The sequence below is a fragment of the Polaribacter sp. AHE13PA genome, assembly GCF_019278505.1.
Classification (GTDB): Bacteria; Bacteroidota; Bacteroidia; order Flavobacteriales; family Flavobacteriaceae; genus Polaribacter.
The window spans coordinates 2,440,757-2,457,500 of sequence record NZ_CP058985.1 but is presented as its reverse complement, the minus strand read 5'-3'; the positions used below and the strand labels follow the sequence as shown (position 1 = coordinate 2,457,500).

The window sequence follows — 16,744 nt, the reverse complement described above, 5'->3', positions numbered from 1 at the left end:
AGTGGCTTGTGGTTTAAAGATGGTAATACAAGCTATAAATCGGTTGTTCAGTTTAGAAAAGATTCTAAAACCTTTGCTAATAATTGTCGTTTAACAAACACTACAATATCTTATTATAAATCTAAAGAAAATTTAAAAGACCATTGGGTAGATCTTTGGGGTAAAAATAACCGTGTGGATCATAATAACTTTACAGGTAAAATAAGTGAAGGAACTACTTTGGTAGTTTGGCTTAAAGGAGAAGAACATGTAGAAAATAATCATAGAATAGATAATAACTTTTTTGGTACAAGACCAGACCTAGGTAAAAACGGAGGAGAAACAATTAGAATTGGTACCAGTACGAACTCTAAAAAATCATCTAAAACTCTTGTAGAAAAAAATATTTTTTCAAGTTGTGACGGTGAAATAGAAATTATTTCTAATAAATCTGGAGACAATATTTACAGAGATAATTTATTTGTAGGTAGCCAAGGAGCTTTAACGCTAAGACATGGTGATAACGCGTTGGTAGAACGAAATGTTTTTTTAGGAAATGGTGTATCTAAAACAGGTGGAGTTAGGGTAATCAACTCTAATCATATTATCAGAAATAATTTATTTGTAGGTTTGTTAGGTGATGGTTTTAGAGGACCAATTGTAGTAATGAACGGGGTTCCAAATTCACCTTTAAATAGATATGAACAAGTAAAGAATGTAGATATTCAGAATAATACCATTATCAATTCTGGGCCAATTTCCTTTGGAGAAGGTAAAGATGATGAAAAAACGCTTGCACCTATAAATACTAATTTTTCAAACAATTTAATTTTTAACGACAAACCAGGGAAAAATATTTTATTTGTTGATGACGTTTCGGGAATCTCTTTTAATAATAATTATATAGATGCGGCAACACCACAAGTTATTAACGGTTTTAATGCAACCAAAATAGATTGGAAAGAGATAGGTTCTTTTCCTGTGCCGACTGCTAAGAATAACGATTTGTTAGTAGTTACTAAAAATAGTAAAAGTCTAGAAAACGATATCAACAATAATATAAGAGAAGTTTTTAATGCAGGCGCTTTTAATTTGGATGCCAACAATTTACCAAGAGCTTTAAAGTTAAGATCTGGTCCGGGTTGGACACCTAATATTGTTGCGCCAATTATTAAAGCTGAAGAAATTACCGTAGAACCAGGTATAGAAACTTTAAGAAAAGCGATTGATAAAGCGTTTCCAGGTTCTGTTTTAAATTTAAAAACAGGAGAGTATATTTTAGAAAAATCAATTAAAGTATCTAAGAATATTACTATTGTTGGAGATAAAGGCGGTACTACCATTATAGCAGCCAAAAAAGATTTAGAAAAACCGATTAGTTATTTGTTTAGGGTAAATGAAGGGATAAACTTACACATTAGCAATGCAATTCTAGATGGTGTAAATTCTGAATTAAAATATGCTATTGTTTCTCCTGACAAAAAAGAAGGCGGACTTTATAATTTATTTGTAGATAATATTATCTTCCAAAACTTTACGAATAAAAATGGAGGAAGCGTTTTTAAAGCCTATAATGGTACAAAAGCAGATACTTTAAGTTTTGTAAACTCTAGATTCGAAAACAATTATAGAGGTTTAAATTTATCTTATGATAAAGATATTATGGAGCTATACAATGCAAATACAATTATTATAGACAACACTGTATTTAAAAATATAGAAGAAGCAGCAATTAATTATTATAGAAAAACGGTGTCGACAGAAATTCCGGGTGGTAACTTAATTATAAATAATTCAATATTTAGTAATGTTTTTAATAATGAAAAAGGTAAAATTATTAGAGCAGATGGAATTAGCAATGTTTCCATTACAAATTCTGTGATTGAAGATAGTTATAAAGTTATAACGCCTGTTTCTTTAAAAGGTTCTAGTAATAGTATTTCTAATTGTTTAATTCATAAAAGTGGTTTTGTTAAAATAAGTGATAATGCTAAAAAGGAAAATTTAATTTATAAAAATCCCCGATGGGATGATAATTATCTTTTTATTCCAAGTGATAAATCTCCATTATTAAAAGTAAATAATGATATCGATAACATAGGTTTAAAGCAATAAATATATTTTCTGATGAAGAAAAACTTTCTTTTTGGTATTGTTTTTTTGACTTTAGTCTCACAAACAATTTTTAGTCAGGTTGTTTTAAGTGCAGATGGTCCTGGAAATACCTATGAGTTGATAAATGCTGTTTTTGCTAATCCAAACAGAAGTGTGGTGGAAGCTCCAGATTGTAATCATACAGATTTTGGAAATCATATAGATGAAGTTTTTGATACAGAATTAAATAAGAATGTTTTCCGTTTTCATATTCATGTAACTCCAGATAATGATCGTTGTAAAAAGTTTGATAGGCAACGTAATGAGATAAAAACATATTCTGATTCACCTGAAAATTTAAAGGTAACTAAAGGAGAAACTGTAGCTTATAAATGGAAATTTAAGTTAAGTGATTCCTTTAAAACTTCAGCAAGTTTTACACATATTCATCAAATAAAAGCAGTTGGTGGTTCGTATGCATCTATACCAATGATTTCTTTTACTTTAAGAAAAGGAAATCCGGATAAATTTGAATTAAGGTATACAGCAACCAATGATCAAACTACTTTAGAAACGGCAAACTTAGATTTATTTAGAGGGAATTGGGTAGAAGTAACAGAGTATATTAAATTTGATGATGCAGGGAGTTATTCTTTAGAAATAAGAAAAGTTTCTAATAATGAAGAAATATTTAGTTATTCTAATAGTCCATTAGACACTTGGCAAGATGGTGCAGAATTTGCAAGACCAAAATGGGGTATTTATAGAAGTTTAAATAACAAACAAGATTTGCAAGATGAAATAGTAAAATATGCAGATTTTAGCATTGAAGAAATTACAGGATTACTTTCTGTTGATGATTTAAAAGCAAAATCAGAAAATATTTTATTATTTCCAAATCCATCATCTAATGAGATAGAGTTTAAAAATACAGATTCAGATACGTATGATGAAGTTGCGTTGTTTGATAATACTGGTAGAAATATTTCTATAGAAAATAGGTTTAATAATAAAACGGTAGATTTTAGTGGTTTTTCTAAAGGATTGTATTTTGTTGTTCTTACAAAAGATTCAGTAATAGTAAAAGTATTAAAATGCTATATTAAATAATGCTTTCAAAGCATTATAAGTTAAATTAAAGTATCTACATTTATTTTTAATTTTTGAAACATAAAATTAATTACTTCTTAATGAAACTATTAATTCTTCTTAAATAGTTTTATCATTCCAAAATTAGTAACTATATTTGGTAAACCAATTTGGTAAACCAGTTTGTGTTTTACCAAATAATTTATGTACTATTTTTTAAAACAACATACTTTTTTAGGGTTAGCAGTCTCTAAAAATTTTATAAGAGTTTACCCAAAACATATTAACTAAAAGAAAATGAAAAAAACACTTCTAATTATCAGTTTACTATTGCTAATCGTTTCTTGTGAGCAAAAAGTTGCTAAAAGTATTGTTGTAACAAATTCATCCGAACTAATAGAGGCAACAAAAAACGCGCAAGCAGGAGATAATATTGTTATTAAAGACGGAATTTATAAAGATGTAGAAATTGTTTTTGAAGGTGAAGGAACAAAAGAAAATCCTATTATTTTAAAAGCAGAAAATGCTGGTAAAGTTTTTATAGAAGGTATTTCTAGTTTACAAATGGGAGGTAGTTATTTAGAAGTAAATGGATTATTTTTTAGAAACGGATATTCACCGTTTAAAAATGTTATTGGTTTTAGAATTACAGAAGAAAATGTTGCAAACTATAGTAAAGTTACCAATTGTGTTATTTTAGATTATAACAGTTTAGAGCGTGATCAGGATAATTTATGGGTGCAACTTTATGGTACGCATAACGAATTAAGTAATAACTATATTGCTGGTAAAACAAATGGTGGACCAACTGTTAGAGTAGATCTAAAAGGGAACCAAAGCATTAGAAATTATCACCAAATTATAAATAATCATTTTGGACCAAGACCTAGAAAAGGTGGTGCAAGAGGAGAAACTATTCAATTAGGAAGTAGTTTTACATCTATGTCTCCAAGTAATACAACCATTGCAAACAATTTATTTGAAGAATGTAATGGAGAAGTTGAAATAATTTCTAGTAAGACAAATTTTAATATCATTAAAAATAACGTTTTTTATAAAAGTGAAGGTTCTGTTGTAACCCGTCATGGAAATTACGTTACTATTGATGGTAATTATTTTATTGGTGATGGTGTAAATAAACAATTTGGTGGAATTAGAATTGTAAATACCGGACACTGGATTATCAATAATTATTTTTATAAAATTATAGGAGAAAACTTTAGAAGTCCATTAGCTATTATGAATGGTATTCCTAAATCACCATTAAATAGATATAATCAAGTTACCGATGTCGTAGTTGCATATAATACATATGTAGACTCTAAATCTCCTTGGCAATTTGGTGTAGGTACAAATATTGCTCAAGCAGCTGTATTGCCTAAGTCAGAAATTCGTTCTGCAAGAGCGCTTAGAACAGTTGTTGCAAATAATATTATTTACAACAGTGTAGGAGATGAAACTCCAATTATAGAACATGATAAAGCGGATGGAGTTAAATTTAAAAACAACATCATTAATAATCAGGGTGTAGGTTTTGATAATTCAGAAAGAATACAAGCTGCCGAATTTGAATTAACAAAATTGAGTGAGCATATTTATATGCCTAAATTAACGAGTGATTTTGATGTTTATAACGGTTTTGGTTTTGAAACTATTAAACAAGATATTTTTGGAAACTCTAGAGAAAATTCGAACTCTATAGGAGCTGCAGTTCAAGGATTAATGAAAGATCCAGCAATTTTAGATAAAACTAAATATGGAGCTTCTTGGTATTCTAATGTAGTAGAAGCTGCAACACCAAATGTTTTAGCTGTTACAAATGCTAAAGGTGAATTAGAAGCGGTAATTGCTTCTGCTAAATCTGGTGACGTTATTGCTTTGAGTCCTGGTACATATAATGTTTCTGCATCTCTTGTAATTAATAAATCACTTACAATTCAATCTAAGGATGATAAAAAAGCGGAAATTATTTTTGAAGGAGCAGACAATACGCCTTTGTTTAATTTGAATCCGTACGGAATTTTAACAATCAATAACATTGTGCTTTCTGGAAACGGAAAACAAAAAGCGTTTGCAAACTTAAATAAAAACATGTCTAATCATTTTGGATTGACAGTTTCTGGATGCGATATTAATAATTTTAATTATGTGTTAAAAGCATATAAACAGACATTTGCAGAAGAAGTTACCTTTAAAAATAGCACCATTACCAATTGTGAAAATGGTATTGAATTATCTGAAGAAACAAATGATAGAGGAGACTATAATACAGAGTATTTAACGGTAGATAACTGTCAGTTTACAAATGTTAAGCAAAATGTGATAGACTATTACAGAGGTGGTTATGATGAGTCTACTATTGGTGGAAACTTATTGGTTTCTAATAGTACTTTTACAGAATGTGGGAGTAAAGAGGAAAATGGTATGTTGTTAAATCATAGAGGTATAGTAAATGTAAACATCACTAAGAATGTATTTAAAAACAATAAAGTGGAGTTTGTTTCTATTTTATGGGGAGCAAAAAACAACGTTGAATCTAATAATACATTAATCAATTCTGGTAAAATTAAAACTGAAGAAAATTTAGTGATGAAATTAATGTATTAATAAAATATATTATACCTCTAATCGTTCTTTTAATTTTTTTTCAATATCCGTTTTCGAACAATATATAGGCAAAAAAACAATTGAATTGTCTGTTTTTTTAATGAGTTTATGTTATAAATAAGTAATGACTTAGTAGGTTCTATAAAAATAATTATTGAGTAGTTTTTTGAATTATTACTTTTAAGGCCCATTTATTTAATAAATGGGCCTTTTTTTTGTTTTTTTATAACATGACTAATGTAAAAAGATGAAATTCTGCGTGTAAAATATGTTAAATTCACTATTTTATATACTATTATTTTGTTAAAATACTAATTAGCCATATATTTGGTACACCAATCTGGTTAACCAATTTTAATTTCAATTTATATATGAAAAAATTTAGCATACAATTAATAGCTCTTTTTTTTATTAGTTTTATTGCGATCTCTTGTAATAAAACAACAGAGAATGCTAATGAGGATGCAAAAAAAGAGGGTTCACATCCTAAATTGATTTTAACCAAAGAAGGTGTAGATAACATCAGAAAAAACTTAGGCAATGTGCCTATTTTCGATAAAACGTTAGCAGATACAAAAGCAGAAGTAGATGCCGAAATAGAATTAGGAATATTAGTTCCTATTCCTAAAGATTTATCTGGAGGTTATACACATGAACGTCACAAGAAAAACTTTATAATTATTCAAAAAGCTGGAGTCTTATTTCAGATTTTGAATGATGAAAAATATGCAAACTATGTTAAAGATATGTTGTTTGCGTATGCAAAATTATATCCAACATTACCTGTACACCCACAAACAAGGTCGTATGCAAGAGGTAAATTATTTTGGCAATGTTTAAATGATTCTAATTGGTTAGTGTATTCTGCACAAGCTTATGATTGCGTATATGATTGGTTGTCTAAAGAAGAGAGAGAAACATTAGAAAACGATTTATTTATTCCGTTTGCTAAATTTATATCAGAAGGGAATCCACAATTTTTTAACAGAGTACATAACCATAGTACTTGGGGTAATGTAGCTGTTGGAATGATTGCCTTGGTTATGGACAACGATGAGTTGTTAGACAATGCATTAAACGGTTTAAAAACTGATAATTTAAATACCGGAATGAGAGACAATGATGGTGGTTTTATTAAAGTTGAAGGATTAAGGTTAGGCTTTTTCGGGAACTTAGACGAGCCTTTTTCTCCAGATGGTTATTATAATGAAGGTCCTTATTACCAACGTTATGCCATGTATCCTTTTTTAATTTTTGCTGAAGCATTACACAATGTAAAACCTGAATTAAAAATATTTGAATATAAAGATGGCGTTTTATTAAAAGCAGTAGATGCTTTACTAAACTTATCGGATGCAGATGGAGATTTTTTTCCATTAAATGATGGCCAGAAAGGGATGTCTTATTATACAGCAGCGTTGGTTTCTGCAGTAGACATTGCTTATAAGTTTGGAGGAGAAAATCCTGAGTTGTTAAGTATTGCTAAAAAACAAGATAGAGTTGTTTTAGATGATACTGGTTTAGCAATTGCAATTGGAATTAAAGAGGGCTTAGAGAAACCTTTTACAAAAAAATCTGTTAATTTATCTGACGGTAAAAAAGGAGACGAAGGTGGAGTTGGTGTTTTAAGAAGTGATAATTTAGAGTTGGTGTATAAATACGCTTCACATGGTTCTAGTCATGGTCATTATGATAAATTATCTTTCTCTTTACATGAAAAGGGTAATGAAGTATTGCAAGATTATGGTTTAGCTCGTTTTGTAAATATTGAACAAAAAGGTGGAGGTAATTATTTAAAAGAAAACCAAACATGGGCAAAACAAACTATTGCACATAATACAATTACCGTAAATGAAGAAAGTCATTTTGAAGGTAAGTTTGAGATTGGAACCAAACACCATTCAGACTTGTATTTTTATGATGATAAAAATCCTAATATACAGATATTAAGTGCAACAGAGGTAAATGCTTATCCTGGTACAGAAATGCTTAGAACTCTTGCCTTAATTAAAGATGAAGATTTTGAAAGACCATTTACAATAGATCTTTTTAAAATAAAATCAGATAGTAAAAAGCAATATGATTTACCTTATTATTACTTAGGTCATATTATGAAAACTAATTTTGAGTTTGAAACGTATGATCAACTAAATCCTTTAGGAAAAAAGAATGGTTATCAGCATTTATGGAAAGAGGCTTCAGGAAAACCTGCTGATGCTAATACGGTGTTCTCTTGGAAAAATAATGATTTATTCTACACATTAACAACCGCTTCTAATGCAAATGATGAGTTGATTTTGGCAAGAATTGGAGCAAACGATCCAGAGTATAATTTACGTAAAGAACCTTCTTTTATTATCCGAAGAAAAAATACTCAAAACACCACTTTTGCTTCTGTAATAGAATCTCATGGTAGTTATAGTTCTGTTTCTGAATTAGCTTTAAACGCATATAGTAGTATTACAAACTTAAATGTTGTTTTAGATACAGAGGCTTATACTGCAGTAGAAATTACTACTAAGAAAAATACTACTAAAATTTTTATAATTTCTAATAAAGATAATTCTACAGATAAAAATCATATAATTAAAATAGGCAATAAGGAGTATAATTGGAAAGGTTCTTATTATTATAAGTAAATAAAAAAAATAAATAAAATGGGAAAAATGAATAGATTTAGTGAAAAGTACGTAATTTCTAAAGATTTAGATTGGGAAGTATTAGGTGGAGGAGTTTCTAGAAAATTTTTAGGTTATGATAATCAAATTATGATGGTAAGCGTAAAATTTGAAGAAGGAGCATTAGGTGCACCTCATCAACATTTTCATACGCAAGCTACTTATGTGGTTTCAGGTAAATTCGAATTTGAAATTGACGGTGTAAAACAAATTGTAGAAGCAGGAGATGGGGTTTATATAGAACCTAATTTATTGCATAGTGCTGTTTGTTTAGAAGAAGGACAATTAATTGACACATTTAGTCCTGTAAGAGAAGATTTTTTAACTGGAGATGGACCTTCTTATTTTGCAGACAAGAAGTAAAATAAGAATCTCTTAAGGAAGATTTAATGAGGTGATAGACGTTACTATTACATCAAAATATAGCAGTTTTAATCTTAAAGAGATATTTAAGATTAAATGTTTTTTAAAGAAAAATAATTCAAAACAATTAACAATGAACTTAAAAATTAAGTTAGTATTTATTGCAATGCTTCTTTTTAGTGCAATAGGATTTGCGCAAGAAAGTGTTACAGTAACGGGAAATGTTATGTCTAAAACGGATAGTGAGCCTATATTGGGTGCTAATGTTATCTTGGTTGGAACAACAAAAGGAACAAGTACCGATTTTGATGGTAATTATAAAATTACCGTGAAGTCTGGAGATGTTATTCAGTTTTCTTACCTAGGTTTTAAAACTAAAACAATAACTTTTACAAATCAAAAAACAATTAATGTAGCCTTAGACGAAGATTCTAATATTTTAGATGAAATTGTTGTAGTAGGTTATGGAAATCAAAAACAAAAAAACGTAACAAGTGCTTTAACAAAAGTTTCTGGAGAAGATCTTCAAAACCAAGCAGTAGCGCGTGTAGAGGATGCTCTTAAGGGTAGAGTAGCAGGTTTAAGAATTCAAGTAACTTCTTCTGAAGCGGGGGGAGATCCAAAGATTACATTAAGAGGACCTGGTTCTGTTACTGGTTCTTCTTCTCCTTTAATTGTGGTAGATGGAGTAATTCTAGGTACAGATTCAGATATTTTAGGATCTATAGACAATAATAATATTAAATCTATTAGTGTTTTAAAAGATGCATCTTCTGTGGCCATTTATGGTTCTCGTGGTGCAAATGGTGTAATTTTAGTTACTTTAAAAGAAGGAATTTCTGGTCAAACAAGATTTTCTTATAACAGCTTTACAGGGTATAAATATTCTGACAACAATAGCAACTTTAATACAACAATAGCGCAAGAAAGAGCAAGGTTAGATGGTTTACAAGGTCAAGTGAGTGCAATATCAGTAAATAGTCCTAACTATGGTAGAATTGTTGGTGATAACGCAAATGCAGATAATGGATCTTATAATAATGCTTACGCTGAGTTAGAAGCTATGGAGTTTATTGCTTCATTAGGAAGTGGTGAAACAAATTGGCAAGATGAAATTTTTGATGGTGGTTTTATACAAAGTCATTCTTTTGCTGCTAGAGGTGGTTCTGAGTTAACTAGTTATTCAGCTTCTTTAGGTTATTTAGAAGATGAAGGAATTGTTTTAAATGATGATTTTAAAAAATACAATGCTAGAGTTAAGATTGATAGTAGATCTAAGAATAAAAAAATAAAATATGGTGCAAGTATACGTGTTAATTATAATGACCAAACTAAAGTACCTGCAAGATTTACAGATCCATTAAGACAAATGGGGCATGTGCCATTATATTTAAATGAAGAACATTTAAAATATGTAACTCCATTTTCTACAGAGGTAGGTGTTTCTACAGATGCAGGAAAATTATTTGAAAACCTTGGTGTAGGAAGTTACGGTTTTTCTAGAGCTTTTGATCATACCTTTACAGCAGATCCTAGCAACCCAAGAAGTATTCTTAGAGACCCAGCTACAGGTTTACCTGTTGCTAGTGGTTTAACTTCTGGTGGTTTAACCTTATCTACCACTAAAAACGTACATCCTTTGGTACATTATATGGAAAGATCTAGAACTAAGAAGAAGTTAAGTTTAAACGCATCTTCTTATATCGATTTTAAATTAGCAAAAGGTCTTAGTTTTAGACAAACTATTTCTGGTGATTTTAGACACAATAAAAGTAACGAAGCAGATTATTTGTATGGTCAAGAAAACAGAGATCAAGAATCTTTTAGATTAGAAAGAAGAGACGAATTAAACCAATACACGTTCGAATCATTACTTAAATATGATACAAGTTATAAAAAGCATAACTTTAATTCAGTATTAGGATTTGAGTACATGCAAAGTGATAATTACAGACAAGAATCTGAAGCAGTTGGTTTTTCTAATGACTTTAACAATAATATTGCTATTGCAGATGGAGGAACAACATATACAGATAACGCAAGCGAAAAATTAGTTTCATTTTTTGGTAGGTTAGACTATAATTATGATGAAAAATACTTGTTTCAATTATCAGTACGTAATGATGCAAGTACAAGATTTGGTCCAGATTCTAAAAACGGATTTTTCCCTGCTGCATCTCTTGGTTGGGTTATGTCTAATGAAAAATTCTTATCAGACAGTAATTTAATATCATTCTTAAAAGTAAGAGCAAGTTATGGTCTTTCTGGCTCTAACCAAATTTCTAATAACATATTCGAATCTCTTTACAGGTTTGAAGAAGCATATAGTACAATTAGCTATGATGGAACAACTGGTGTAAAAGCAACAACTTTAGCAAATCAAATTTTAGGTTGGGAAAAACTAAGAGAATTTAACCCAGGTATAGATGTTACTTTTGGTAGAGGTCTTTTTAGCTTAACAGCAGATTACTATATTAGAACAAGTGAAGATTTATTACTTTTTGCTCCATCTGCTGCTGCTTATGGTACAGACAATTGGTTACAAAACCTTGGTGAAGTTAAAAATGAAGGAGTAGAATTTGAGGTAAGTTCTAGATTGATGTCTAAAGAAAACTTCCGTTGGAGTGTTTCTGGTCAGTTTTCTTTAAATAGAAACGAAGTAACAAGCTTAGGAAATAACGAACAAATTATCTCTAGAATTGATCAAGATACAAGACCAACAGAATTTATTGCAAAAGTTGGGCAGCCAATTACCTCTTTTTATGGATGGGTATATGAAAAAGAAATTCCTTTAGAATGGGTAGACAATCCTTTTAATAGATTTAACAATGATTATGCAGATGTATATGTAAAAGATTTAAACGGAGACGGAATTATTGATGATGATGATAGAACAGAATTAGGTAGTCCTTACCCAGATTTTGAATGGGGTTTTAATTCTGATTTTACTTTGTATGATTTCGATTTTTCTTTTCAATTACAAGGTTCTCATGGAGCAGAAGTTAGAGTTGCAGATTTAGATCAATTGTATTATGCAAGTGAGTCTGCTGTTAACGAAGTATCTAATTTTCCGGATAGAGACTTAACGGTTCATAGAAGATTTACTGATGACCACATTCAAGATGCATCTTTTGTAGCTTTAAGAAATGTAACTTTAGGATATACATTACCAGAGTCTTTTACATCAAAATATAATTTTGATAAATTAAGATTTTACATAGCAGGAGAAAACTTATTATTCTTTACAGCTAAAGGTTATGAAGGATTTAATCCAGAAGCAGCAGGTCAAACATCAGACAATGCGAATACGCCTTTAACAGCAGGATACCAAAGAGGAGATGGACCTATAGTTAAAACAATTTCAGCGGGAATTAACTTTCAATTTTAAATAATTATGAAAAATATATATAAAAATATAATAGTTGGTTTTTCTTTTATAGCTTTATTGACAAGTTGTGAAACAGAACTGGACTTAAGTAATCCTACAGCACTTTCGCTAGAGGAGTTACTACAAACAGACGATGGGTTTATAGCATTATCTAATGGAGTTTTAGATTCTTATCAAAAAATTCCTGCAAACGAATTCTTATTAACAGAATTAAGATCAGATAATGTTAGAGCAAATTCAGAAAACGGAAACTTTCCTGCAATTAACGCATTTAATGTAGATGCAAATAATGGAGATGTAGCAACGTATTACTCTAATAATATGCATACTATTAAGCATGCAAATACAATTATTGATAATAAATTTTTAGCACCAGAAAGTCAACAATATACTGTTGGTGAAGCTTACTTTATGAGAGCTTTATGTCACTTTAACTTGGTAAGAGCATATCAAAACATACCTTTTATAGACAAAGTATTAGATGTTACAGAAAAGGAAGCTTTAGATTATCCTCAATTACCAGAAGCTGAAGTGTATGCTAAAATTATTGAAGATTTTAAAACTTCAATTGCTTACTTAAACAATGCAGAGCAAAATAGATACCGTCCTTCTAAAGGAGCTGCAATTTCTTTAGCTGCAAAAGCATATTTAAGTCAACCGAATCCAAATTATGTAGAAGCAGAACTTTTATTAGCTTCAGTTGTAGAAAACAATGTTACCTATAAATATGATTTAATGTTTACAGAAAAAGCAGCTGGTTTATCAGACCGTGATTATTATGCAACTTTAGCTGTAGATTATGGACATATTTTTGGGAATGAATTTACGGGTGATTTTTCTGAATCAAATTTAGAATCAGATCCAGTTCTTGATGGAGATTGGGTTAATAACTCAGGTCTTGAAATTAACAACGAAATTATTTTTTCAATAGCTTATGATCTTGTTAGTAGTGATAACTATGCAACTAGTGATAGTGGTTTAGGTGACCAAGTAGAAACAGATTCAGAATCTCACAGTTTTGCAATGACATTACAAGGACCTTCTAACGGTGTAAATATTGCAACTTTAGAATTCTTAGAAGTTATGAACCCAACAGCACAACCGGTAAGATTTCCTGCCTCTATTTTGTCTTTAGGATATAGCGCTTTTTTAGCAAATAATACTGTAGATGTTTTTAATGCTAAATATCCTACGGATGGTGAAATTGGAGATAATGATTGGATTGTTTTAAGATATGCAGATGTGTTGTTATTATATGCAGAAGCTATTCTAGGAAACTCAGATAGTACTACAGACCAAAGAGCTATAGATGCTTTTAATCAAGTAAGACTAAGAGCTGGTTTAGAAGAGGTAGTAAACTTAACAAAACAAGACTTATTAGATGAAAGAAGAGTTGAGTTTGTATATGAAAACCAACGTATGTATGATTTAATAAGATTTGGAGAAGCAGATAATGTGTTGTCTAAATTTTCTACAGACAATAGTTTAAATTATACTAGTGGAAAGAAATACCTTCCATTCCCACAAAGAGAAAGAGATAATTTGCCTAATTTTTATAAACAAAATGATGGATACTAAAAAACACTCAATTATGAAAAAATATTTGTTTAACTTAAAATATATTGTGTTAGGGACAGTAGTTTCTCTAACCTCTTGTGTAAGTAACGACTTACCAGAAGTTGGCGATTTAGAAGATTTTACAAGTCCAACACCTTTTTACAATTCAACAGATATTACAACATCTGAATTTGATTGTAATGATGTAGAATTATGGGCTAATTATGAAGTTAATTTTCAAGCAGGTTCTAATTTAGCTGTAAATGGTACACAGTACGATTGGACAGTAACACCATCTGAAGGGGTAACTTTAATAAATAAAGACTTGCCAATTCTTAAGCAATCTATAGATGCGGAATTAGCAACTGTGGTAGCGTTAGAAAATGAAATTGCTAAAATTGAATTTAAATTACCATGTGAAGTAAATGAAGACAAAAAGGCTGTCTTAGAAGCTTCTATTGCAAGTTTAAAAGTTCAATTACAAGCAGCTAAAGATGAGGTTTCTGCAGAAGTTACAGAAAATGTTGCTGCTTTAAATACACAAATTTCAGAATTAGCACCAGCAACATTACAAGATCAAGAATTAATTTTTTCTTTTCCTGGTCCAGGTACATATACTATTGGTTTAACGGTAACAGACAACCTTGGTAAATCTGCTTATACAGAAAAGTTAGTAACTGTAAATCAAGCCGTACCAACCATTGCTATACCAGAAATTGGAGAGCCAGGTTTTGATGATGGAACTTTATTTGATGGAACAGGAGACGGTAGAGATTCTTGGAGATCTCCTAGTACCGCAAATTGGGGAGGAGTATTTCAAATCAATTCAAAATCTGAGTTAGGTGTATTGCCTTCTGGTTTACAAGCTGCTAAATTTCCTGCAGATGGTAGTAGAGTAGGGTATCAAGAAATTGAGGTTACTCCTGGAGCAACTTATGTGTTAACTTATTTTAGTGAGTTAGATACCAATAATGCAGGAGACGTAACAGTTTCTTTAATAAGTCCAAATGCTACAACACTTGCAGAGTCTAAATTAGAAGCTAATATTATTGCATCTAGAACAGATAGTAGTGAAGGACGTGTAGATGATGTATTTAAAAAACATGCTATTACGTTTGAGGCAGGTCTTAATGAATCAGTAATTATTTTACTTACTAATTCAGGAACAGAGTGTAGGCTAGATGCTTTTGATATAATAGTTAAACAATAATAGATTCTAAAATTTAATATTATGAATTATAAAAAAAATAAAAAATTCAATAGCAGTATTTTTGCACTGTTTTTTGTATTTCTAGGTCTAGTTTCTTGTTATGACAACGGGTATGAAGAATTTGTGCCACCAACAGGTAATGTAAATGATATACAACCATCTACACTTTTTACAACAAGTACAAGTGCAGATGATACTATGTCTATCGTGTTTAGAAGTTATTCTACAGATGCTGCTTCTTATTTGTGGGATTTTGGCGATGGTACAACTTCTTCGGAAGCAAATCCAGATTATAAATATACCAATGGTGGAGAGTATAAAGTAAAACTTACTACTACAAGTTCAGATGGTTTAGTAGCTGTAGATTCAGCAACAGTAGCTCCTGTTTTTGTTGATTTTAATTTTACTTCTATAGATTCTAAAGTAACTTTCGAAAACTTAACTTCTGGTGCAAAATCTTTAGTTTGGAATTTTGGAGACGGAGAAACTTTAACATGGAACTCTGAAGAAGATACAGAATTAGATTCAGAATTTAACCCTTCTCATATTTATAAAACAGCAGATACTTTTGAAGTAACTTTAACAGTAACTAATTTTTTAGATGCTGAGGTTACAGTTTCAAAAAATATTGAAGGATTGGTTTTATCTACAGTACCAGATTTTACTTTTGATGTAAATGGTCTTACTGTTCAGTTTACAGATGCTTCTCTTTTAGCAACTACACATAGTTGGGATTTTGGAGATGGAACTACATCAACAGAAGTTAGTCCATTACACACTTTTCCGGCAGAAGCTACTTATGATGTAACTTTAACAACAACCAACGAAGCAGGTGTTTCTAAAAGTGAAACAAAAGCGGTACCAGTAGGTGCTGTAAAACCAACTTTTAAAGCTATTGTTCAAAATGGTACAGCAGATGATTTTACTAAAAATACAGGTGATAATGCAGATGCTTGGGATATGACTCCTAACAGTAGTGTAGAAGATAATTTTGGGAATACTATAGATAGTCCTTTTAGAGCACTATGGAATAATACTGCTCTAAATGCCTATATAGATGGAGCTTTTGGTACAAATGAACAACCAGGTTCTTCTAGTGATGGTTCTTATGTGAATGGAGAAAAAACGAGAGCAGTTAAACTTTCTAATAATTCTAGACGTCTATACCAACTTGTAGAGGTAGAAGCAGGTGTTGTGTATTCTTTTACTATTGATACTCGTTCTGAAGCTGAAGGAATCAATACCGAAGTATTCATTTTAAATAATGAAATTACTACGGAAGAAGATATCAATACAGACCCTGCAAATAATAGCAATGTTGATGCTTATTTTGATATTACTAATGATTTTAATTCAAGTAAAGGATCTTCATCTGATAATACATTTACAACTACAACATTTACCTTTAAGGCTACATCAAATATTGTTGTAATTTATGCGAGAGCATTAAAAGCGGTAGATAGCAGCAATGAGGTATTTATAGATAATATTGATATTATTACTCCTGGCTTTTAATTAAGAAGTACTATATCACAATGAAATAACACTTATTTTATTTCATTCGATGGTAAAGAAGTAGACAGTTTTACAAGTCTATCATAGAATAAATAGCACACATTATAATTTTTAAATAATGTGTGTTATTTTTTTTTGTGCTAATTTTTAGCCATAAATATGCTTTATAAATTCATGATATTTAATTTTTAAACTTCTAATTATTCAAATTTTTGAGCATATTTAAGTATGATATCAGTGGTGGTTTTTTACGTATATTTTAGC

9 protein-coding genes (1 of these 9 only partly in view) are annotated in these 16,744 nt (G+C 30.2%); all 9 read left to right on the top strand.

Features of this window, described 5'->3' with window-relative positions:
* On the top strand, positions 1–2,094 hold the 3' portion of the coding sequence (locus H0I28_RS10645) for a polysaccharide lyase 6 family protein (RefSeq protein ID WP_218759082.1). Its footprint begins 288 nt before the window's first position; only the last 2,094 of its 2,382 coding nucleotides appear in the window; the start codon falls outside the window, past its left edge; it ends in the stop codon at positions 2,092–2,094.
* 12 nt (positions 2,095–2,106) lie between these two features.
* Positions 2,107–3,183: a T9SS type A sorting domain-containing protein gene (locus H0I28_RS10640; RefSeq protein WP_218759081.1), complete on the top strand. Its 1,077-nt coding sequence runs from the start codon at positions 2,107–2,109 to the stop codon at positions 3,181–3,183.
* 276 nt (positions 3,184–3,459) lie between these two features.
* The gene (locus H0I28_RS10635) at positions 3,460–5,769 is read left to right on the top strand and encodes a chondroitinase-B domain-containing protein (RefSeq protein WP_218759080.1); all 2,310 of its coding nucleotides are present in this window, start codon (positions 3,460–3,462) and stop codon (positions 5,767–5,769) included.
* 371 nt (positions 5,770–6,140) lie between these two features.
* On the top strand, positions 6,141–8,408 hold the full coding sequence (locus H0I28_RS10630; protein WP_218759079.1) for an alginate lyase family protein: 2,268 nt from the start codon (positions 6,141–6,143) through the stop codon (positions 8,406–8,408).
* A gap of 27 nt (positions 8,409–8,435) precedes the next feature.
* Positions 8,436–8,810 (top strand): cupin domain-containing protein, encoded by a 375-nt coding sequence (locus H0I28_RS10625; protein WP_165733157.1) that lies wholly within the window; start codon positions 8,436–8,438, stop codon positions 8,808–8,810.
* A 133-nt stretch (positions 8,811–8,943) separates the two neighbouring features.
* Positions 8,944–12,198, top strand: coding sequence for a SusC/RagA family TonB-linked outer membrane protein (locus H0I28_RS10620; RefSeq protein ID WP_218759078.1), 3,255 nt, complete (start codon positions 8,944–8,946; stop codon positions 12,196–12,198).
* A gap of 6 nt (positions 12,199–12,204) precedes the next feature.
* Positions 12,205–13,776: a RagB/SusD family nutrient uptake outer membrane protein gene (locus H0I28_RS10615; protein WP_218731439.1), complete on the top strand. Its 1,572-nt coding sequence runs from the start codon at positions 12,205–12,207 to the stop codon at positions 13,774–13,776.
* A 13-nt stretch (positions 13,777–13,789) separates the two neighbouring features.
* Positions 13,790–14,965: a hypothetical protein gene (locus H0I28_RS10610; protein ID WP_254712694.1), complete on the top strand. Its 1,176-nt coding sequence runs from the start codon at positions 13,790–13,792 to the stop codon at positions 14,963–14,965.
* A gap of 21 nt (positions 14,966–14,986) precedes the next feature.
* Entirely contained in the window at positions 14,987–16,480 is a 1,494-nt protein-coding gene (locus H0I28_RS10605) for a PKD domain-containing protein (RefSeq protein WP_218759077.1), read from the top strand.
* The last annotated feature ends 264 nt before the right edge of the window (positions 16,481–16,744 follow it).